Origin of the sequence: Thermodesulfomicrobium sp. WS, from assembly GCF_027925145.1 — a bacterium.
GTDB lineage: Bacteria > Desulfobacterota > Desulfovibrionia > Desulfovibrionales > Desulfomicrobiaceae > Thermodesulfomicrobium.
Genome location: NZ_AP027130.1, coordinates 2,213,263 through 2,233,452 on the forward strand (window position 1 = coordinate 2,213,263; position 20,190 = coordinate 2,233,452).

The following is a 20,190-nucleotide window of genomic DNA, read 5'->3' on the forward strand; positions in this document are numbered from 1 at the left end:
TTCGTCTCCATCATTGCGCACCGATGCGCCATCGGAAGCACACTATGGACGCCATCCTCACCCTCTTTCCTCGTCTGGCCATGGCTGCCGGGCTCATCGCTTCGGCCGCCTTCGTGGTCTTTTCCTTGGGACCGCTGCGCCGCCTGGGGCTCAAACCCCATAGCCCACTGTCCACCCTCACCTGGATTGGAGTGTTTGGTGTTTTCGGCATCCTCGGCACCTACGTCGGGGACCCGGTGCAGCATTCGTATGCCAACCTGCGCGCCATGAGCATCATCACCGCCGGCCTCTTCGGCGGTCCACTCGTGGGTTTGGGTGCTGGCGTGGTGGCCGGGGCGCACCGCATCCTCATCGATATCGGCGGATTTTCCGCTCTCCCGTGCGCCATCGCCACCATCGTGGAAGGCCTTGGGGCAGGGCTGCTGGCCCGCCGAGGACCTCGCCTGAGCGCCGGCCTCGCCATCATTGCCGCCATGGCCGGCGAATCCCTGCACATGGGCTTGGTGCTCATCCTCTCCCGCCCCCTGGATGAAGCCATGGCGCTGGTGCGCATCATCGCGGCCCCCATGATCCTGCTCAATGCCGCAGGCGCTGGAGTACTCACCCACCTCATCGCCGTGCTCTTCCAGCTCTGCGAGCGGCGCGACGCCCATCAGGCCCACACCATCCTCGCCCTGGCCGACCGCACCGTCACCCATCTGCGCCACGGCCTCACCCCTGCCACGGCCGCGGCCACGGCCCGCATCCTCTGGCAGGAGCTTGGTGTGGCTGCAGTGGCCATCACCGATACCACCTGTGTTCTCGCCCACGTGGGCGAAGGGGCCGACCACCACCGCGTGCACGAACCCATCCGCACCCAGGCCACCCGCCAGGTGCTCGAAAGCGGTCAGGCCGTGTTCTTGCGCTCGGCAAAAGACATCGGCTGCGATCACCCAGGATGCCCGTTTACCGCCGCCATCCTCGTGCCGCTCCAAAAAGGAGAGCATGTGGTGGGGTCCCTCAAACTCTACGGGACCCGGGCCCACCCTTTAGACGCAGTCTTTTTCCAGCTCACTCAAGGGCTTGGAAGACTCTTTTCCTCCCAGCTCGAACTCGAAGACATCCACCGCAGCCAAGAGCTCCTCGCGCAGGCGGAGATCCGACGCCTCCAGGCGCAGATGAATCCCCATTTTCTCTTCAACGCCTTGGGGGCTGTGGCCTCGTTCTGCCGCACCGACCCTGGCCGGGCGCGGGGGCTTCTCCTTGACCTCTCCCAATATCTGCGGGGCAGCATCGCCGACGATCGCCCGGTTGTGCCACTTTCCGAAGAACTCGAACGCGTCGAAGCCTATCTGGCCATCGAACGCGCCCGCTTTGGAGATCGCATCCACACCCAGTTTGCCATTGATCCGGCGTGCCGGGCCTGCCGCATCCCACCACTCGTCATCCAGCCTTTGGTGGAAAACGCCATCCAGCACGGCCTGCGGCATGTGGAGGCCGGCGGCGTGGTGCGGGTGACCGCCTCCATGGACGACGCTGGCATGCGTATCACCATCGAAGACAACGGCTGCGGCATGGACGCCGCCACCCTTGCGGCGGTCACCACCCATCGCACGCCCCACCATCTGGGTCTTGCCAACTGCGACGAACGGCTGCGCCTGCTCTACGGCCCAACATTCGGACTTCGCATCACCAGCCATCCTGGCCAGGGGACCCGCGTGGAGTTCTGCATCCCTATTGGGGACGGCGACTGCCCCGAAACATTACCGACCGTGCATCATCCCAGGAAAACTACTTTCAAGGAGGTTTTGGTATGACTGTCTTTTTTGGCTGTATCGCGTTACTGCTCATCGGCTACTTCACGTATGGGGCCTTTGTGGAAAAGGTCTTCGGCGTGGAGCCGGACCGTCCCACGCCCTGCTGCCAGCTGGCCGACGGCGTGGACTATGTGGAAATGCCCACCTGGCGGGTATTCTTCATCCAACTTCTCGATATCGCCGGCCTGGGCCCGGTGTTCGGCCCCATCCTCGCAGCCCTGTACGGGCCGGTGGCCTTGGTGTGGATCGTGCTCGGCTGCATCTTTGCCGGCGCAGTGCACGACTACTTCAGCGGCATGCTCTCCGTGCGGGACCGGGGGGCAAGCATTCCGGAGGTGGTGGGCAACTACCTGGGCATGACCGCCCGGCAGGTCATGCGGCTGTTCTCCGTCATTCTGCTCCTCTTGGTGGGCGTGGTCTTCATCCTCGGCCCGGCCAAGCTCTTGGCCAACATGAGCGGCATGAACGTGCAGCTCTGGGTGGCCGTCATCTTTGTCTACTACTTCCTGGCCACCGTCCTGCCTATCGATAAAATCATCGGTCAGCTCTACCCCATCTTCGGCGCCCTGCTCCTCTTCATGAGCGTCGGCGTCATGGGCGGGCTCGTGTACCATGGCTATACCATCCTGCCCAACCTCGATGTCATGACCAACATCCATCCCGAAGGGTTGCCCATCTGGCCGCTCATCTTCATCACCTTGTCCTGCGGCGCCATCTCGGGCTTCCACTCCACCCAGTCGCCGCTCATGGCCCGCTGCATCCAGAACGAACGCCACGGCCGCCTGGTGTTCTACGGGGCCATGATCGTGGAAGGCATCATCGCCCTCATCTGGGCCACGGCCGGCATGAGCTTCTATGCCGACGCCCCGGCCCTGCAGGCAGTCATCAAGAGCGGCACTCCCTCCCTGGTGGTGAAGGAAGTCTGCACCACCCTGCTCGGCTCTGTGGGCGGAGCCTTGGCTATCCTCGGCGTGGTGGTGCTGCCCATCACCTCCGGGGACACCGCCTTCCGCGCCACCCGGCTCATCATCGCCGAGACCTTGGGCATGGAGCAAAAGGCCATTGGCAAGCGCCTCGCCTTGGCCCTGCCCCTCTTTGCCATCGCCTTCATCCTCACGCAGGTGAATTTCGACATCATCTGGCGCTACTTCGGTTGGGCCAACCAGATGCTCTCCATGCTCATGCTTTGGGCCGCGGCCTGCTATTTGGCGCAGCAGAAGAAGTTCCACTGGATCTGCTCGCTGCCGGCCACCTTCATGAGCGCGGTGGACGCCTCCTTCATTTTGCAGGCCAAGATCGGCTTCAACCTGCCTGCGGACATCTCCAACATGGCCGGTGTCGGCATCGCCCTCGCCCTCTTCGCCATCTTCCTCGTGTACGCCAACCGTCAGCGCTGCTGCCAAACCCCGGCCTAACGCATACGCCGCTCTCGAAAAAAGCCCTGGAGCACACGGCCCCAGGGCTTTTTTTGGACTTCAGGCGTTCACGCTCCCCCGCCTGCCACCAGAGATACGAGCTCGGCATGCACCCGGCCATTGGTGGCCACAATCCATGGGGCCTCAAAACAGAAGGGCGCCCCCGCGGCGTCGGTCACCCGGCCGCCGGCCTCCTCCACCAAGAGCCAGCCCGCGGCCACATCCCACGGTTTGAGCCCGGCCTCGTAGAACCCCTCGAAGCGGCCGCAAGCCACATACGCCAAGTCCGTGGCCGCTGACCCCAAACGCCGGATGCCCTGGCAGCGGGGGAGCACCCGGCCCAGGACCTGAATGTGCGCCTGCACCTGCTCGGCCACGGTGTAGGGGAACCCCGTGGCCACCAGGGAATGCTCCAGGCGGCCGGTCGCGCTCACCGTGATACGGGTCTGCCCCAAGTATGCCCCGCCGCCGGCGACCGCCCAAAAGAGTTCGTCCAACACCGGCAGATACACCACGCCAAAGACCGGCCGTCCCCCCTGCCACAAGGCCACGGACACCGCCACGTGCTGGAGTCCGTGGGCATAATTGGTGGTGCCATCCACGGGGTCCACGATCCAGCAGGTCTGCTGCGGGAGCGCGCCGCTGGCCGATTCCTCGCCATAGAAGTCGGCCTCGGGAAGGATGCGCCCAAGGCTCTCCCGCAGCGCAGCCTCCACCGCCTCATCCGTCTCGGTCACCAAGTCGATGGGCCCCTTGAAGCGCACCGATTTGGTCGCGCCGATGCCCTGGCGAATCCGCTCTCCTGCCGCACGCACCGCGGCCAAGGCCGCATCAACCCATTTTTCCCGCATTCCATCCTCCCTCGCATGCCAAAGGCCGAAAGGAATCAACCTCTGGCGGATTTTTCCCTTGCGTATCCACGACCTCCGGGGCAAAGTTCCATCACGTGCACAATTGAGGAGGCCCTATGACGACTGCTCCCCGCGATGCCTTCTATCAGTTGCGCCTCGAAGCCGTGGCCAAAAAGCTCGAGCGCAACGGCTTTGCCGTGCACCTGGCGCAAAGCGCTGATGCAGCCAAGTCCATCATCCTCGACACGCTCATCCCGACCCTGGCGCCCCGGTCCATTGCCTTTGGCGGCTCCATGAGCCTTGTGGATACCGGCATCTACGCCGCAGTCAAAGCGCAGACACCGGCGGCCATTATCGATACTCTTGACCGATCCATCCCCCCCAGTGACCTTTATGAGCGCCGGCGCCAGGCCTTGCTCGCCGATCTTTTTCTCATGGGCAGCAACGCCGTGACCGAGGCCGGACATCTCGTCAACCTGGATATGCTGGGAAACCGGGTGGCAGCGCTCCATTTCGGCCCCCGAAGCGTCATCGTGCTCGTGGGCCGCAATAAACTCGTGCCCGACGTGGACGCAGCGCAGAGCCGCATCAAATACCTGGCGGCCCCGGCCAATGCCCTGCGCCTGGCCATGCCCACGCCGTGCACCACCACGGGCAAGTGCGCCGAGTGCGCCAGCCCGCAACGCATCTGCAACGTCTGGACCATCACCGAACGCTGTTATCCCGAAGGCCGCATCCACGTGGTCCTCACCAACGCCGACCTGGGGCTGTAGCCAGGCATACTCTCAAGGAGGCATCCATGCATATCGGCATTGATGTGGGCGGAACCCATACCGACGGCGTGCTCATCAAGGAAGGCCGGGTGATGGCCGCAGCCAAGGAGCCCACGGACGGCGATCTCCTGACCACCATCACCTCGGTATTGCGCAAGCTCACCGCCGAAGCCCAAGGCCACGCCATCAGTTCGGTCAACCTGAGCACCACCCTGTCCACCAACGCCATCGTCACCGGCACCACCGAGCCAGTGGCCGTCTTTGCCATCCCCGGCCCCGGCATCCGTGCGGAAAATTACCGCATCGGCGATCCCTTCATCGTGCTCCCCGGCGCCATCGACCACCGCGGCACGGTGACCGGGCGGTTGCGGGAACGGGACGTGGCCCCCCATCTGGCCGCCTGCAAGGCCGCCAACATCACCGCCTACGCCGTGGTGGGGAAATTCAGCACCCGCAACCCCGAGCATGAGCTCTTCGTGGCCGACCTGCTGCGTCCCCAAGCCCAAGTCATCAGCCTCGGGCACCGAGTGGCCGAGCAGCTCAACTTCGGCCGCCGCGTGGCCACGGCCTACTTCAATTCCGCGGCCTGGCGCGCCTTCCACCGCTTTGCCCATGCCTTGGAAGGGGCCCTTGCCGAACTGGGCGTGCAGACCGAAGTCAATATCGTCAAGGCCGACGGCGGCACCATGCCCCTGGCCTTGGCCCGAGAGATCCCGGTGCAGTCCATCTTTTCCGGACCGGCGGCATCGGTCATGGGTATCCTGGCCGCCGCGCCCCAGAGCGAAGACGCCATCGTCCTCGATATCGGCGGCACCACCACGGATATCGCCCTGCTGCTCGACGGCACTCCGCTTCTGGAGCGCGACGGCATCACCCTCGCCGGGCATCCCACCTTGGTCCGCGCCCTGCAGGTAACCTCCATCGCCCTGGGCGGCGACTCCGTCGTGCGCTTCGAAGGCGGCGCCTTCCGCGTCGGCCCGGACCGTCTGGGGCCGTGTATGGCCGCCGGCGGTCCTGCGCCAGCGCTCATGGATGCGGTCAATGTGCTGGGCTACGCCCACTACGCGGACACGGAGCGCTCCATGGCGGGCATCCGCGAGCTGGCCATGCGGCAGGGCTCCTCGGTGCGGGAATGCGCCCGCCAGATCGTGGATACCGCCATGGGGATCCTCTCCCGCGCCGTGGGCGAATTTCTCGCCCTAGTGAACTCGCGCCCGGTGTACACCATCCAGGAAATCCTCCAGGAGCGGCGCCTTACCCCCAAACAGGTGCTGCTCATCGGCGGACCGGCCAAGGCCCTGGCCCCGCTGGTGGAAACAGCCCTGGAACTGCCGGCCCTGGTGCCTCCCCATAGCCCGGTGGCCAATGCCATCGGCGCCTGCCTCACCCGCCCCACCCAAGGGGTGGTGCTCACCGTGGACACCGCCCGAGGCCGCTTCACGGCCCCGGGGCTGGGCATCATGAAAACCGTGCCCCGCACCTATACGCTCGAGCAAGCCGTGGCCGAAGCCCGGGCGCTTCTTTCCGCAGAACTCACCCGCCAGGGTATCCGCGCCCATGCCGACGACATCCACGTGCTCCAGGCCGAAAGCTTCAACATGGTGGAAAACAACGTCACCATCGGCCGCAACATCCGCGTGCGCTGCCAGTTGCGTCCAGGCGTCCTGACCACCCTTGCCGCATAAGGAGACCATATGCTCCGCGCTTCCCATAGTCTCGGCGTCATCTTCTTTCCCGCCTATGATTGGTCCATCTCGCCTACCCACCCGGAGCGGGAAGAGCGCCTGCTCTACACCCAGGACCAATTCCGCGAGGAAGGGGTGTTCGATATCGAGGGCATCGGCGAATACCGGCCGCTGGTCGCCAGCCCCGAGGACATCGCCCGGGTGCATTTCTGCTTCCCTTCCGTGGAGGCCGTCACCACCCACTCGCACCACATCTCCGCCGGCGGAGCCATCCGCGCCGCCGGGTTGGTGCTCGACAAGGAGCGGGAGCGGGCCTTTGCCATCGTGCGCCCCCCAGGGCACCACGCCATGCGCTGCGTCCACGGCAGCCGCGGGTTTTGTAACATCAACATCGAGGCCATCATGGTGGAATGGATCCGCGAACGCATGGGCAACGTGCGCGTGGCCATCGTGGACACCGACTGCCACCACGGCGACGGCACCCAGGACATCTACTGGCACGACCCGGACACGCTCTTCATCTCTCTGCACCAGGACGGCCGCACCCTGTACCCGGGCACCGGATTTCCCGCCGAATGCGGTGGCCCCAAGGCCCTGGGCCGCACCATCAACATCCCGCTGCCGCCGCGCACCTCGGACGCAGGCTATCTCATGGCCGTGGAAGGCATCGTGAAGCCCATCCTCGACCACTTCAAACCCGACATCATCATCAACTCCGCCGGCCAGGACAACCACTACTCCGACCCCATCACCAACATGAATTTCACGGCCCAAGGCTATGCGCGGCTCACAGAGCTCTTGGGGCCGCACATCGCCGTGCTCGAAGGCGGCTACGCCATCAAAGGGGCGCTGCCCTACGTCAACTTGGGCATCGCCCTGGCGCTGGCCGGGGTGGACTACTCGGCGGTGCGCGAGCCCGACCTGGACCCCGAACGCATTCGAGAACACCAATCCACCCTCGACTACATCAAGGCCCTGTGCGACCACTTGCCGCAGGTGTACTTCGAGCCCACCCAGCGGGAAGAGGTGGAGCGCGAAGGCAGGTTCTTCGTCCGACGGCGCTCCATTTTCTATGACACCGACGGCATCACGGAAAACCAGATCGAACGCCTGCGCGACTGCCCGTACTGCCCGGGCTGGCTCCATGTGGAAAGCGCCTCGGACCGCGTGCCCAAAAGCCTCGGCATCCACGTGCCTATCCAAGGCTGCGACAATTGTGTGGACGAAGCCGACGCCCTGTTCCGCAAGGCCCAGGCCGACAGCAGTTTCGCCCACGTGCAGCTCATCGACCGGGTCCGCAAGCGCATCCGCCATGCGCGATAGACGCCCCTGCCCAACGCAGCGCACCGCCCCCGCAATACCCCACACGGGGCCGTCTCTCGACGTGCCCCGCTCTTGAGCTTTGCGCCACTTTGCCCTAGGAAGGCCCTTCCTTTTTCGGAGGAGTAGCCATGGATCTCCTGAAAGATCGATATTCCCGGGAATTTGTGGAGGTGGTCTGCCCCAAGTGCCGGCAGACCCGGATCATCTGCCTCCCCGAAGAGCCCATGCCCCAATGCGAAATCTGCAAGGTCACTCTGGTGATCAAAGAAGTATTGACCGAAGGCAAGTATTAAGCAGGATCACAGGGGCCTTGTCCACGCAGGCGGCCCTGGTGATCACAGAAGTGTTGACCGAAGGCAAGTACTCCGTCCCGAAACCTCTAGCCCATTGGAGCTCGTCATGCGCCGTATTCTTCTCTCGCTGCTTGTGCTCGTCGTCTGGGGCGCACAGGCCCTGGCCGCGGACCACGAACTGGCCGAAAAGTCCACGCTCAACGCCATCGTCAAACGCGGTGAACTGCGCGTGGGCCTGGACGCCGGCTACATGCCCTTCGAGATGACCACCAAACAGGGTGAAATCGTCGGCTTCGACGTGGACCTGGCCAAAGAGATGGCCAAAGCCATGAACGTCAAGCTCACCATCGTGAACACCGACTTCGACGGCATCATCCCGGCGCTCATGGCCGACAAGTTCGACATCATCATCAGCGGCATCACCATCACCCAAGAGCGCAACCTCAAGATCAACTTTGCCGACCCCTACATCGTGGTGGGCCAGACCGTGCTGTTGGCCAAGAAGCATGCCGGCAGCGTGAAGTCCTACAAAGACCTCAACGACCCCAAGTATGTGGTGGCATCCCGCATCGGCACCACCGGCGAGCAGGCGGTCAAACGCCTCATGCCCAAAGCCCAGTACAAGAGCTTTGAAAAGGAATCCGACGGCGCCATGGAAGTGATCAACGGCAATGCCGACGCATTTGTCTACGATCTGCCCTTCTGCGCCGTGTTCATGGCCCAGCAGGGGGCGGACAAACTCGTTTTTCTGGACGAGCCGTTCACCTACGAGCCCTTGGGTTTTGGCATCAAACCCGGCGATCCCGACTTCCTCAACTGGCTCAACAACTTCCTGCGCCAGATCAAGGCCGACGGCCGCTACGACCGCATCTACACCAAATGGATCAAGGGCACGGAGTGGCTCAAGGAAGTCCAGTAACCCCGCACAGGTATCCTTCCTGCCGCCACATCCGGTCCCTGCGGCCGGATGTGGCATTTTGATTCCCCGGAGGTCCCATGCATTTTTCCTCCGCCTTGGACCGTCCCAAAGGCAAAACCTATTTTCTTCTGTGGCGCGCCGTCTTCGTGGCCGGGCTGTTTCTGGTGCTGTGGAGCATGTACGCAGCCTCCACGTCCGTGGACTATATCTGGCGCTGGAACCGCGTCCCCCAGTATTTTTGGTACACTGAAGTCAAGGACATCCGTGCTTCCCTGGAAGGCGAGGTCCGCGCTGTGGAGACAAGCGGAGCCACCGCCACCGTGATCATCGTGGACCCCAGCGGCAAAGAAGAGCGCCACCTGGTCCCCGCCGCTACCGTACGCGTCCGCAAGGGTGATTTCATCTCCCCGGGCGATACCCTTGGCTCGGAGTCCCACGGTCGCCCCGGCCTGCTCCTCGAAGGGCTCTGGATCACGCTCAAGGTGAGCGCGCTCGCCATTGTCGGCGGCATTGTCCTCGGGCTCTTCACGGGGCTGGCGCGCATCAGCGTCAATCCCGCGCTGCGCTGGAGCGCGGTGACCTATATCGAAATCATCCGCGGCTCTCCTTTGCTGGTGCAGATCTTTCTGTGGTATTTCGTTGTCGGCACATTGGTAAACCAACTCCTCAGCAAATGGGGATTCAATCCCATTGATCCCCTGTGGTACGGGGTTGTGGCCCTGGCCATCTTCACCGGCGCCTACGTGGCGGAGATCGTGCGTGCCGGCATCCAGTCCGTGCATCGCGGCCAGATGGAAGCGGCCCGCTCCCTCGGGCTCACCTATGCCCAAGCCATGCGCCGCGTCATCCTGCCGCAGGCCATGCGCCGCATCCTGCCGCCTTTGGCCGGCCAATTCATCAGCCTCATCAAGGACTCTTCGCTCCTCGGGGTCATCTCCATCCGCGAGCTTACCAAGGCATCGCGGGAGGTGGTGTCCTCATCCCTGCAGCCCTTTGAGATTTGGATCGTCTGCGCCGTGCTCTATCTGGTGCTGACCTTCGCCCTCTCCCTTTTTGTCCAATATCTGGAGCGCAAGGCCATCTGAGGAGAACCCATGCCCATCATCAGTGTCCGCAACATTTCCAAGACCTTCTATCTTCCCCATCCCGTCCACGCCGTGCGGGGAGTATCCCTGGACATCGAACCCGGAGAAACGGTGGTGGTCATCGGGCCGTCCGGCTCCGGCAAGTCCACTTTCCTGCGCTGCTTGAACCGCCTGGAATACGCCGACAGCGGCAGCATCGTCGTGGACGGCGTGGACATCCTGGATCCGGACTGCGACATCAACGTCATCCGTGCCGAAGTGGGCATGGTGTTCCAGTCCTTCAACCTCTTTCCCCACATGACGGTGCTCGACAATCTCACCCTGGCCCAACGGGTGGTGCGCAAGCGCTCCCGGGCAGAGGCGGAAAACCGCGCCATGGAGCTTTTGCGCAAGGTGGGCATCGCAGACAAGCATGCCGCGCGGCCGGACCAACTCTCGGGCGGCCAGCAGCAACGCGTGGCCATCGCCCGCTCGCTGGCCATGGACCCGAAAATCATGCTCTTCGACGAGCCCACCTCCGCCCTGGACCCGGAAATGGTCGGCGAAGTCCTCGACGTCATGAAGCAGCTTGCGCGCGAAGGCATGACCATGGTGGTGGTCACCCACGAAATGGGTTTCGCCCGCGAGGTGGCGGATCGAGTGCTGTTCATGGACCATGGCGTGGTGCTCGAAGAAGGCACGCCGGAACACTTCTTCACCAACCCGCAGCACGAACGCACCAAGGAGTTTTTGAGCCAAATCCTCTAATTTGACTTCCATCAAGGCGAGCAGCCGGCCAATGAGTGAGGACCAAGGCACACCAACCAAGGAGGAGCCTTATGCCCACCCGCACCATCATCCACATCGATGAAGCAAAATGTACCGGCTGCGGTGCCTGCATCGTCAACTGCGCCGAGGGCGCTCTGGCCATCGTGGATGGCAAGGCGCGCATTGTGCGCGACAGTTTCTGTGATGGCCTCGGCGCCTGTCTCGGCCACTGCCCGGAAGGGGCGCTGACCCTCATCGAACGCGAGGCCGAGCCCTTCGACGAGGAAGCGGCCCTGGCGCACGCGGCCAGGGCTGCGGCACCGCTTGCCTGCGGCTGTCCCGGATCCCATGCCATGACCCTGCACGCCCCTGCGGCAGCGCCCGAGGCGTCCGCCCCCGCAGCTGCGGCCTCCGCCCTCGGGCACTGGCCGGTCAAACTCCGGCTCATCCCGGAAAGCGCCCCGTTTCTTCGCGGCGCCTCCCTGCTGCTTCTTGCCGACTGCGCTGCAGCCGCCAGCCCTGCCCTGCACCGACAGTTTCTGCCTGGCCGCGCGGTGGCCCTGGCGTGCCCCAAATTCGAGGAGCGCGAGGCCAATAGGGAAAAACTCGCCCGCATCCTTGGCGAGGCCGGCATCCGCGACCTCACGGTGCTGGAGATGGAAGTGCCCTGCTGCGCCGGACTTTCCAGTCTCGCGGCCCAGGCCATAGGCCAGGCGCAATGTTCCATCCCGGCCCGCCGCGTCATCCTTGCCCGGGAAGGAAGCGTCCTGCGCGAAGAACCCCTCGCCCGCGGCCTGTAGCTTCTGGCCAAGCCCCCGACAGCGGGGGCTTTTTTGTCCTCCAAGGAACGATTCCTGCATGGTTACTCGCAAGCAGCAGAAACCGTATCCTGGAGGTGGATCATGAACCTGTGGCGTGTCACCCAAACCCCTGGCGCGGTCCATTTCGGCTCCACCACTGCCGTGGCCCTCAACCCTTCAGGATGCAACCAACCCTACGTGGGCCGTTTTTGGTGCCCCCGCAAAGGGTGGTTTTCCGACCGCCCCTGTCCGTTCCGCGACCGGGGCGAATGCGACACCTTCCGGCGTATGGCAGGGACCGTGTAACCGAGGGCTCACCCACGGCGCTGGGTAAGCCCGACACCAAGGCATACCGCGATGATCCCCAGCCCGTGGGATGCGCTCACCGGCTCGTCCAACACGGCCCACCCCAGCACCAGGGCGAACACCGGGATGAGGTTGATATAGGCGCTCGCCTGCCAGGCGGGCAAACGACTCACTCCATAGTTGTAGAGACCATACGCCCCCACGGAAATGGCGACCCCCAAATACAGGACCGCCAGGACCGGGCCCAATGGGAAGGCAGTGGGCAGCGGCACCCACGGGGTTGCCATCAAAATTCCAAAAAAGATCAAGCCGCCCAACGTTTGGGCCGCAGTGAGCAACCACGGCGAGTACTTCCGGCAGAGCACCTTGAGGCAGAGCGTGTAGCCCGCGGCGCATACCATGGCGGCAAACTCCAAAACGTTGCCCAAGAGCGGATCGGGGGCAGAGTCTGTGGCCGGCGCGAGCCAGCTCACCCACCCCACTCCCGCCATGGCCAGCACCAGCCCCACCCACGAACGCAGCCCGGGCCGCTCCCCGAGAAATCCCGAGGCCAAGGCCACGAGCGCCGGCAGCACCGCCGAGACCATCCCGGCCTGGGAGGCGGTGGTGTACTTGAGGGCGGCGCCCTCCAGCACGAAATAGAGACACGGCTCGCAGAGGATCATCCCTGCTAGCAGGGGCAAATCCTGACGAGCCACCCGCACACGGCGGCTGGAGGGCAACCACACGAAAAAAAGGCCCGCCGCCAAAAGGAGCCGGACAAAGACCACCACCACCGGATGGAAGGCGGCTACCGCATACTTGAAGGCCACAAACGAGCTGCCCCAAAGGAGCATGGCGGCAAGCAGGGCAAGGGGAGCTCCCCAGGGTGTAGGCATAGCGACGATCCTCAAGAAGTGTTGCGTAGTGGAAGCAGCGGGCCTTTCCACATCCTGCCCGCGCCGGCAAGCCCATAGGGGCCGCAAAAAATGCTTGCGTTTTTAGGCCAGGATCACTAAAGGCGAACTTCGCTTTACGGCAGTGGCGAGGTAGCTCAGTCGGTCAGAGCATGCGGCTCATATCCGCAGAGTCGGGGGTTCAAGTCCCTCCCTCGCTACCAATCCAAGATATTCCTGGCCCCGCAAGAATGCGGGGTTTTTCTTTCGGCTCCCTCAAACGCACCGGGCAGCGGAAGCGCCTTTTCCGGACAGCTCAAAAATACCCAAGGCTGCGCAGGCTGGCCATGTGGGACTCTTTGCGCAGGTCCCGGCCGGAACGCTCGGCCAGGTCATGGGAACGGGAAGTACAGGGCACGCACCCCAAGGAGCGGTAGCCCTGATCGTACAGGGGGCACCACGGGATCTGCGCCCAGGCGTGATAGGTCCAGATATCCACCTCGGACCACTCCAAAAGCGGGGCGATGCGGACGTGGCCGTCCACCGCCCACTGCCAGCCAGTGGCGGCGCGCTCCGGATGCTCGTCGGCCCGCACCCCGATGATGAGCGCAGCGAGCCCCAACTCCTGCACCGCGCGGCGCAGCGGCAGCACCTTGCGCGCCGCGCAGCACTGCACGGGATCAGCAGCCACCGGCAGGGAGATCTCCTGCGGGGTAAACACACGCAGGTCCACATCCCACGCTCCAGCCAGGCGCTGGCGAAACTCCCGAATCTCCGGGAACTTCCATCCCGTGTCGATGGTCACGGCCAGAGGCCGCGCCCCAGCGGCCGCGACCACCTCGCGCCACAGATGCAGCGCTACCGTCGAGTCCTTGCCAGCAGTCCAGCACACCGCCACCCGCGGCCCCCATGCTTCCCACGCCCAATGCATCCGCTGCCGTGCCGTGGCTAGCAGGGTGTCCCAAGGATGCCGCATAGGCTACGGCGCAGTCTGGAGATCGTTTCGGATTTCTTCGAGCAAGAGACGCACGGCCTCGAGCTTGTCCCGGTGCTTGGCGCCCACCGTTGCCTGCAGGTCTTCGGCCGCCGCGGCCATGGCGCCCACCTGGGTTTCTGCGGCCAAGGTCCGGGTCTTTCGCGGCAGGCTTGCCAGCTCCGTGGCCGAGCGCTCCACGGAAAGGGCGCGGTCTTCGAGTTGGGACACCTTTGCCGAAACGGCCCGCAGCGCCGCAATCTCTGCGGAAATCCCTTCCATACGACGCTCAACGGCGTAGAAAAGGACCATGGCGAGCAAAAACGCCGCCACTGCCATGGCCATGATGCCCTGATCGCGGAACGTCATGGACTCCTCCACCTCCCCAGGCCGCCACGGCCTGGAAACTCCCGACGGCCTGGAAACTCCCGCTAGTTGATCAGCGACTGCAGCGGCGCGGGGATGAAGCCGCCGCGGCGGATGAACGCCTCGCAGCAGGGATTGGGGTGCACCGGCATGATGGTGGCCTCTCCCAAAAGCCCGCCAAACACCGCCCGCTCGCCGGCCTCCTTGCCAGGCACCGGAATGATCCGGGCCGCCGTGGTCTTTTTGTTGATCACGCCGATGGCCATCTCGTCGGCGATGATGGCAGATAAGGTCTCGGCGCTGGTGGAGCCCGGGATGGCCACCATGTCCAGCCCCACCGAGCAGACCGCAGTCATGGCCTCCAGCTTGGAGAGCGAAAGGAAACCGTCCGCAGCGGCCTGCGCGATGGTGCGGTCTTCGCTCACCGGAATGAAGGCGCCGCTTAAGCCCCCCACCCGGGTACTGGCAAAGGCGCCGCCCTTTTTCACCGCGTCGTTGAGCATGGCAAGGGCCGCCGTAGACCCCGGCATGCCGATGGCGCCCAGTCCCAAAGACTGAAAGATCTCGCCCACACTGTCGCCCACGTTGGGCGTCGGGGCAAGGGAAAGGTCCACGATGCCGAATTCCACCCCCAAAAGGCGCGCTACCTCGCGGCCAATGATCTCGCCCACGCGGGTGACCTTGAAGGCCGTGCGCTTGATGACCTCGGCGAGCTCGCCCAGATGGATGCCCGGATTTTCGGCCACAGCGCGGTCGATGGCCTTGCGCACCACCCCCGGCCCGCTGACCCCCACGTTGATGACCGAGCTGGGCTCGCCCACCCCCAAGTACGCGCCGGCCATGAAGGGCACGTCCTCGGGGATATTGGCAAACACCACCAGCTTGGCGCAGCCGAGGCCGTCCCGCTCCCGGGTGGCCTTAGCCGTGGCCTTGATGGTGCGGCCCATGAGGGCCACGGCGTCCATGTTGATGCCTGCCCGGGTGGAGGCCACATTCACGGAAGAGCACAGGCGCTCGGTGCGCGCGAGGGCTTCGGGGATGGCCTCGATCAAGGCCAGATCGCCCTTGGCCATGCCTTTTTCCACCAGGGCGGAAAAACCACCGATAAAATCCACCCCCACTTCCCGGGCCGCAGCGTCCAGGGCGCAGGCCACCTCCACCATGCCACGGGCATCGAACGGGGCGGCGGCCACGGCCACGGGGCTCACACTGATGCGCTTGTTGACCACCGGGATGCCAAAGCGCTCGCCCACCTCGTCGCACACGGCCACCAGATCCCGGGCCTGGGTGATGATGCGCGCATGTACGGCGTCCACGAACGCACTCAAGCTCTCGCGCGCACAGTCCAAAAGGCTGACGCCCAAGGTCACGGTGCGCACGTCCAAGTGTTCGTTTTTCACCATGGACAGGGTGGACAAAACTTCACGATCCGAAAGCATAGATATTCCTCTATTGAGATTCGTCTGATTTTTCCCGCACGTGCCAAGGGACCAAAAGCCCCTCGGATGCGTTAGACCCGATGGATATTTTCGAACACATCCCGATGCTGGAGAGACACCTCCATGCCCAAAGGCTGACACGCCTGCGCCACCGCGGCGCGCACCACCCGATGGTGCACCCCCTGGGGGACATCGATCTCCAGGATCATCACCATCTCCTCACCCTCCTCGGCCGCTGGCAGGAGGACCGCCCGGAATTGCGTCACATTGCATCCCAACTGCGCCAAGGCACGCGTCACTGCGGCGATGTTTCCCGGCTGATCCTTGCCGCGCGTCGTGAGCACAAAGGGTTCGCCCGGCACGGCAGGCTGCCAGCCCTCGTCCAAAGGCCGCACGAATACGCCGAGCCCCATAGGGGCAAGCCGCTCCCGCAAGGCGGCATCCACCTGCGCAAGCGGGACGTGCGGCGGCCGGGCGACAATCATGATGGCCGCAAACTCGCCTTGCAGGATGGTTTGGGAAACATCTTCAATATTGCAGCCCAGGCCAAAGACGGTCTCGGACACCGCGGCCAGGATGCCCGGCCGGTCATGGCCCATGACGGACACAGCAAATTTTTCCATACATCCTCCTTGCAAAGGCATGTCTCTTGGCCGTGGAGGAGCCAGGCGTCAAGATTTGCCTGTCCCGCCGCCCTGCTTTTTCATTGCCTTCCCCTGCCAGCCGCACTAGGAGTGCCCAAGCCCGCAGCAAGCGGGGCAATTACTTGCGGAGGAATACCATCATGCACCGTCTTTGTGTCATCCTTGTGGCCCTGGTCCTTACGGCATCCCCGGTGTTTGCCGCCTCGGAAAAACATCAAAAACTGGCGGAAGAACTCATCTCGCTCACGGAAGGGGACAAGATCCTCGACTCCATGAAAAGCCAGATGGCCATGATCTTTGCCCAGTTCAAGGCCCATCTTCAGATTCCTGAGGCGCAAAAGGCCAAGGTGGAAGGCTACGACAAAAAGTTTCAGACCATCCTCGACGAGGAACTGGACTGGAAAAAGGTCCGCAGCCAATACCTCGACCTCTACACGTCTACCTTCTCCGAAGAAGAAACCAAGGCCATCGTGGATTTCTACAAGTCCGCTGCCGGCAAGAAACTGACCGCTTCCATGCCGAATCTCATGCAGCAAAGTCTCAACATCGCCCGCACCCATGTGCAGACCATAATTCCCAAGCTCGAAGAGATCACCTCGGCCATGGAAAAGGAATTTGCGCCGCAGAACGCCACTCAAGAAACCGCCCCGAAAAAGTAGCCTTCCCCAGCGGTCCGCCGCATGCCTTCCGGTCGTGCGGCGGCTGCCTGACCGACTACGGCTCGTCGGCGCCTGTGGCCACCTGCACCTGATTTCTCCCGGCGGCCTTGGCTGCGTACAAGGCATCGTCCGCCCGCGAAAGAAGCTCCTCTCCGGATGCCCCTGACTGGCGCTGGGCCACCCCACAGCTCACCGTGACCCCAAAAGACTGCCCCTGGGCCCCTGCCATGGGCCGCGCCCCCACTGTCTGACGAATGCGCTCCAACACCCCCGTCGCCGCGACCATCTCGGTCTCCGGTAAGATCACGGCAAATTCCTCGCCACCGACCCGGGCCACCACATCCATGGCTCGGACGCTCTCGCGAAGCACTGCGGCCACCGTCGCAAGCACGGTATCGCCAACGGCATGACCATACGTATCATTGACCCGCTTAAAATGATCCACATCGACCATGGCGACGCAAAGGGGAGAGCCGAATCGTCGGGCCCGAGCCACTTCCGCATGGAGCCGTTCAAAAAAGTGGCGACGATTGGCCAGACCCGTCAGCTGATCCGTGGCGGCCAACTCCTCCAGACGCAGCTCCGCCAAACGGCGATCCGTGATGTCCGCCACCGCACAGTGCATGCGCGCCACCGCACCATGCTCATCGGTATCGAAGCTGCAGACAACGGCAGCCCAGCGTTCCTCTCCCCGGCAGGTACGCAGACGCACGTCCTGACGGAAAGACGCCGCCGCGCCCTGCGCCTGAACAAAAGCATCCATCAATGGCCGGAGGTCATCGGGATGCACATGCGCCAAGAATCGCTCGAAATCCGCGGGGACTTCTCCGGGGGCATAGCCCAAAATGCGGAACAGCTCGTCCGACCACACATCCACAGAGGATTCGAGATCCCGCTCCAAACTCCCCACATGCGCCAAGGCCTGGGTCTCGGCCAACAGCGCGGCCGTACGGCGCAGTTGGTCTTCCAAGAGCCGGCGATCGGTAACATCCCGGGCGGACACCACGGCCCCGGAGACGCGGCCATCGGTCTCGATACAAGGATAATAGGTGACCGCCATGCACCGTTTCCCCATGCCTGCCATGGGAAACCACGCTTCGTACTGGATGGTTTCGCCGGCAAAACAACGCTCCAGATGGGGGCGTACCCAGCGGGTGAAGGATTCTTCGCCCATGACCTCCGCCACACTGTGGCCTTCGATCTCTTCCCGACGACGCGCATGGTAGCGGAGATAGGTATCGTTTACCACGACGTAGCGAAAATGGGTATCAACAATACTCACCAAAAATGGTGCTAACGCCACAGCCCGTTCATAACGCTGCAATACGTATTCGGCCTCTTTGCGTTGGGTAATGGGGAGATGGGACACCACCGCGCCATGCAGCTCCCCATCCATCATCCATGGCCGAGCATAGAGCACAAACCAGCGTCGTTGTGTCGGCGAATGACACGGGTACTCCATATGAAAGCCGGTAAGACGTCCGGCCAATATCTCCCGCAAGCCGAAAAGCGCCTGATCGGCCTGCTCCGATCCCATTTTCCGGACGGTCGCGCACACCTCAAGGTAACTCTTCCCCACTATTTTCTGAGGATCGCCGCCATTGTCGGCCACAAAACGCTGCCACGGGGCATTGACCATGCGGATCACGCCCTGATGATCGAGAACAGCCACATGCTCGGCGAGACTGTCGAAAACCGCCCGCAATGCAGCGAGCTCCTGGGAGGGCGTCATGCGTGCCTCGAAGTTCATCGCTCCGACCTCCCCGCACGCATCCAGCGGGCCACCGCCGCCAAGGTCTCGGCCACCAATTCCTCCGCCCGCTCGCAAGTGGCGGCCTCGCTGTAGCAGCGCAGCTCCGGGGCATTGCCCGAAGGCCGCAGGTGGATGATCTCACCGCTGGCAAAGGTCAGGCGCAGGCCATCGGTGCGGTCCACATGGGAAAGTTCGCCCTGGGCCGCGGCACAGATGCGCTGGCGCAGGGCGGCGTCCGCATCCACCAGGCGCAGGAGCTCGTGGCTCCTCGCGGTGGGAAAATCGGTCAGGCGCTGACTCGCCGTGGGTCGCTGCGGCAACGCCTCCCGCAGCACCGACAGGCGCACGCCCTGGCGCGCGGCGCTTCGCAAAACAGCCAGGATCGGCAAGGCGGCATCCCGCGTAGGCAGCCGCCGCACGGGCCGGCCATCCAGCACCAGGTCGCTGGCCAGCATAAATCCGCCATTGGCTTCAAACCCGGCCACAGGCCCTGGACAGGTGGCAAGCAGCTCCTCCATGGCAGCCACCACGTACGGCGAGCCGATGCGGGTGCGGACCACCTGGGAACACAAACCGCTGCGCTCGATAGCCGTGGTACAGGACACCGGCGTCGCCACGCAGGTCACACCCAAGGCAGCGACCACCGCCAAACCGAGGAAATCGCCGCGCCACCAGGCGCCGGTTTCATCGGCAAGCATGGGTCGATCGCCGTCACCGTCCGTGGAGACGAGCGCGTGCAGCTCGTGCTCCGCCACCGCCTGCCGGGCAAGGGCGTGGTCTTCCGGAGACAGGGCCTCCGTATCCAAGGGCACGAAGGCGTCGCTGCGCCCGAGAGCAACCACTGTGGCGCCGCAATCTTCCAGGATCCGGCGCAGCACGTCGCGGGACGCGCTCGAATGCTCATAGAGCCCTACCCGCCACCCGGAAAGGCTTCCTGCGCCAAAGGCATCGACAGCGCGCCGGCGGTAGAGCTCCACGGCATCGCGCCTGGGCTCTGGCAGCGGCAGGGAGACGTCTGCCACCCCTGGCTCCAGGGCATCGGTCATGGAGGACTCGTGCTCCTTGGTGATCTCTCCCTGCGGGGTGTAGAACTTGATGCCGTTGCGATCGAAGGGGATGTGGCTGCCGGTCACCATGATGGCGGCCATGCCGCGCTCCTGGGCGAAGAAGGCCAAGGCCGGGGTGGGCAGGACCCCGCAAAAGATCGCCTCCCGCCCTTCGGCCACCAGCGCCTCAAAGCAGAAGCGCGCAATCTGCGGGCTCGACGGCCGCAAATCCATGCCCAAAAGCACCGGGACATCAGAGGCCACGATGTGGCGCACAAAGGCCCGCACATACGCATGACACACCTCGCGGGAAAGCTCCTCCACCAAGCCCCGCACCCCACTGGTCCCAAAACGAACAGCCATTGCTCCCCCCGAAAAGCCATCAGCGCGGACAGGCCGCGCTGATGGATTGCTCAAGACACCAGCTGGCCACCAGCGCCAG

General features: G+C 64.0%; 20 protein-coding genes and 1 tRNA gene. 13 read left to right on the forward strand and 8 right to left on the reverse strand.

Translation table 11 applies throughout. The features are described from left to right. The first annotated feature begins 44 nt into the window (after positions 1 to 44). Both QMF81_RS10640 and QMF81_RS10645 read left to right on the forward strand, forming a co-directional pair. Positions 45 to 1,796 (forward strand): LytS/YhcK type 5TM receptor domain-containing protein, encoded by a 1,752-nt coding sequence (locus QMF81_RS10640; protein WP_281750780.1) that lies wholly within the window; start codon positions 45 to 47, stop codon positions 1,794 to 1,796. Then, positions 1,793 to 3,211: a carbon starvation protein A gene (locus QMF81_RS10645; protein WP_281750781.1), complete on the forward strand. Its 1,419-nt coding sequence runs from the start codon at positions 1,793 to 1,795 to the stop codon at positions 3,209 to 3,211. Before QMF81_RS10640 ends, QMF81_RS10645 begins: the two co-directional genes overlap by 4 nt. A gap of 68 nt (positions 3,212 to 3,279) precedes the next feature. On the opposite strand, the gene QMF81_RS10650 is transcribed toward QMF81_RS10645, so the two are convergent. Further along, positions 3,280 to 4,062 (reverse strand): inositol monophosphatase family protein, encoded by a 783-nt coding sequence (locus QMF81_RS10650; RefSeq protein WP_281750782.1) that lies wholly within the window; start codon positions 4,060 to 4,062, stop codon positions 3,280 to 3,282. A 116-nt stretch (positions 4,063 to 4,178) separates the two neighbouring features. Between QMF81_RS10650 and QMF81_RS10655 the strand changes: the two genes are divergently transcribed. From QMF81_RS10655 to QMF81_RS10695, 9 genes are all read left to right on the forward strand, one after another. Then, the gene (locus QMF81_RS10655) at positions 4,179 to 4,835 is read left to right on the forward strand and encodes a lactate utilization protein (RefSeq protein ID WP_281750783.1); all 657 of its coding nucleotides are present in this window, start codon (positions 4,179 to 4,181) and stop codon (positions 4,833 to 4,835) included. Between the two features lie 26 nt (positions 4,836 to 4,861). Then, a complete protein-coding gene (locus QMF81_RS10660) occupies positions 4,862 to 6,520 on the forward strand; it encodes a hydantoinase/oxoprolinase family protein (protein ID WP_281750784.1) in 1,659 nt (552 codons plus the stop codon). A 9-nt stretch (positions 6,521 to 6,529) separates the two neighbouring features. Then, positions 6,530 to 7,843 carry a histone deacetylase gene (locus QMF81_RS10665; protein ID WP_281750785.1) on the forward strand — a complete coding sequence of 438 codons (1,314 nt, stop codon included), beginning with the start codon at positions 6,530 to 6,532 and terminating at the stop codon, positions 7,841 to 7,843. A 128-nt stretch (positions 7,844 to 7,971) separates the two neighbouring features. Further along, entirely contained in the window at positions 7,972 to 8,136 is a 165-nt protein-coding gene (locus tag QMF81_RS10670; RefSeq protein WP_281750786.1) for a hypothetical protein, read from the forward strand. Positions 8,137 to 8,242: 106 nt separating this feature from the next. Next, on the forward strand, positions 8,243 to 9,055 hold the full coding sequence (locus QMF81_RS10675; RefSeq protein WP_281750787.1) for a transporter substrate-binding domain-containing protein: 813 nt from the start codon (positions 8,243 to 8,245) through the stop codon (positions 9,053 to 9,055). 77 nt (positions 9,056 to 9,132) lie between these two features. Further along, the gene (locus QMF81_RS10680) at positions 9,133 to 10,140 is read left to right on the forward strand and encodes an ABC transporter permease subunit (RefSeq protein WP_281750788.1); all 1,008 of its coding nucleotides are present in this window, start codon (positions 9,133 to 9,135) and stop codon (positions 10,138 to 10,140) included. A gap of 15 nt (positions 10,141 to 10,155) precedes the next feature. Then, positions 10,156 to 10,887, forward strand: coding sequence for an amino acid ABC transporter ATP-binding protein (locus QMF81_RS10685; RefSeq protein WP_281752974.1), 732 nt, complete (start codon positions 10,156 to 10,158; stop codon positions 10,885 to 10,887). A gap of 71 nt (positions 10,888 to 10,958) precedes the next feature. Beyond that, entirely contained in the window at positions 10,959 to 11,687 is a 729-nt protein-coding gene (locus QMF81_RS10690; RefSeq protein ID WP_281750789.1) for a 4Fe-4S dicluster domain-containing protein, read from the forward strand. A gap of 102 nt (positions 11,688 to 11,789) precedes the next feature. Continuing rightward, complete coding sequence (locus QMF81_RS10695; RefSeq protein ID WP_281750790.1) at positions 11,790 to 11,993, forward strand: hypothetical protein; 204 nt, start codon at positions 11,790 to 11,792, stop codon at positions 11,991 to 11,993. 8 nt (positions 11,994 to 12,001) lie between these two features. On the opposite strand, the gene QMF81_RS10700 is transcribed toward QMF81_RS10695, so the two are convergent. Continuing rightward, a complete protein-coding gene (locus tag QMF81_RS10700) occupies positions 12,002 to 12,871 on the reverse strand; it encodes a DMT family transporter (RefSeq protein ID WP_281750791.1) in 870 nt (289 codons plus the stop codon). A gap of 144 nt (positions 12,872 to 13,015) precedes the next feature. Here QMF81_RS10700 and QMF81_RS10705 point away from each other — a divergent pair. Further along, positions 13,016 to 13,092 (forward strand) — tRNA-Met (locus QMF81_RS10705). Between the two features lie 92 nt (positions 13,093 to 13,184). On the opposite strand, the gene QMF81_RS10710 is transcribed toward QMF81_RS10705, so the two are convergent. The 4 genes from QMF81_RS10710 to QMF81_RS10725 form a co-directional block, all read right to left on the reverse strand. Next, entirely contained in the window at positions 13,185 to 13,844 is a 660-nt protein-coding gene (locus QMF81_RS10710; RefSeq protein WP_281750792.1) for a phosphoadenosine phosphosulfate reductase family protein, read from the reverse strand. A gap of 3 nt (positions 13,845 to 13,847) precedes the next feature. Then, the gene (locus QMF81_RS10715) at positions 13,848 to 14,210 is read right to left on the reverse strand and encodes a hypothetical protein (protein WP_281750793.1); all 363 of its coding nucleotides are present in this window, start codon (positions 14,208 to 14,210) and stop codon (positions 13,848 to 13,850) included. A gap of 62 nt (positions 14,211 to 14,272) precedes the next feature. Beyond that, positions 14,273 to 15,646, reverse strand: a complete 1,374-nt coding sequence (locus QMF81_RS10720) for a PFL family protein (protein WP_281750794.1) — start codon at positions 15,644 to 15,646, stop codon at positions 14,273 to 14,275. Positions 15,647 to 15,717: 71 nt separating this feature from the next. Continuing rightward, positions 15,718 to 16,269 (reverse strand): ACT domain-containing protein, encoded by a 552-nt coding sequence (locus QMF81_RS10725; RefSeq protein WP_281750795.1) that lies wholly within the window; start codon positions 16,267 to 16,269, stop codon positions 15,718 to 15,720. A gap of 161 nt (positions 16,270 to 16,430) precedes the next feature. Here QMF81_RS10725 and QMF81_RS10730 point away from each other — a divergent pair, with 161 nt between their 5' ends. After that, the gene (locus tag QMF81_RS10730) at positions 16,431 to 16,949 is read left to right on the forward strand and encodes a DUF2059 domain-containing protein (RefSeq protein ID WP_281750796.1); all 519 of its coding nucleotides are present in this window, start codon (positions 16,431 to 16,433) and stop codon (positions 16,947 to 16,949) included. Positions 16,950 to 17,004: 55 nt separating this feature from the next. Here QMF81_RS10730 and QMF81_RS10735 read toward each other — a convergent pair whose 3' ends face one another. Together QMF81_RS10735 and QMF81_RS10740 are read right to left on the reverse strand one after the other, a co-directional pair. After that, positions 17,005 to 18,681 (reverse strand): diguanylate cyclase, encoded by a 1,677-nt coding sequence (locus tag QMF81_RS10735; protein WP_281750797.1) that lies wholly within the window; start codon positions 18,679 to 18,681, stop codon positions 17,005 to 17,007. Between the two features lie 14 nt (positions 18,682 to 18,695). Then, complete coding sequence (locus tag QMF81_RS10740; RefSeq protein ID WP_281750798.1) at positions 18,696 to 20,111, reverse strand: phosphomannomutase; 1,416 nt, start codon at positions 20,109 to 20,111, stop codon at positions 18,696 to 18,698. Positions 20,112 to 20,190 lie beyond the last annotated feature (79 nt).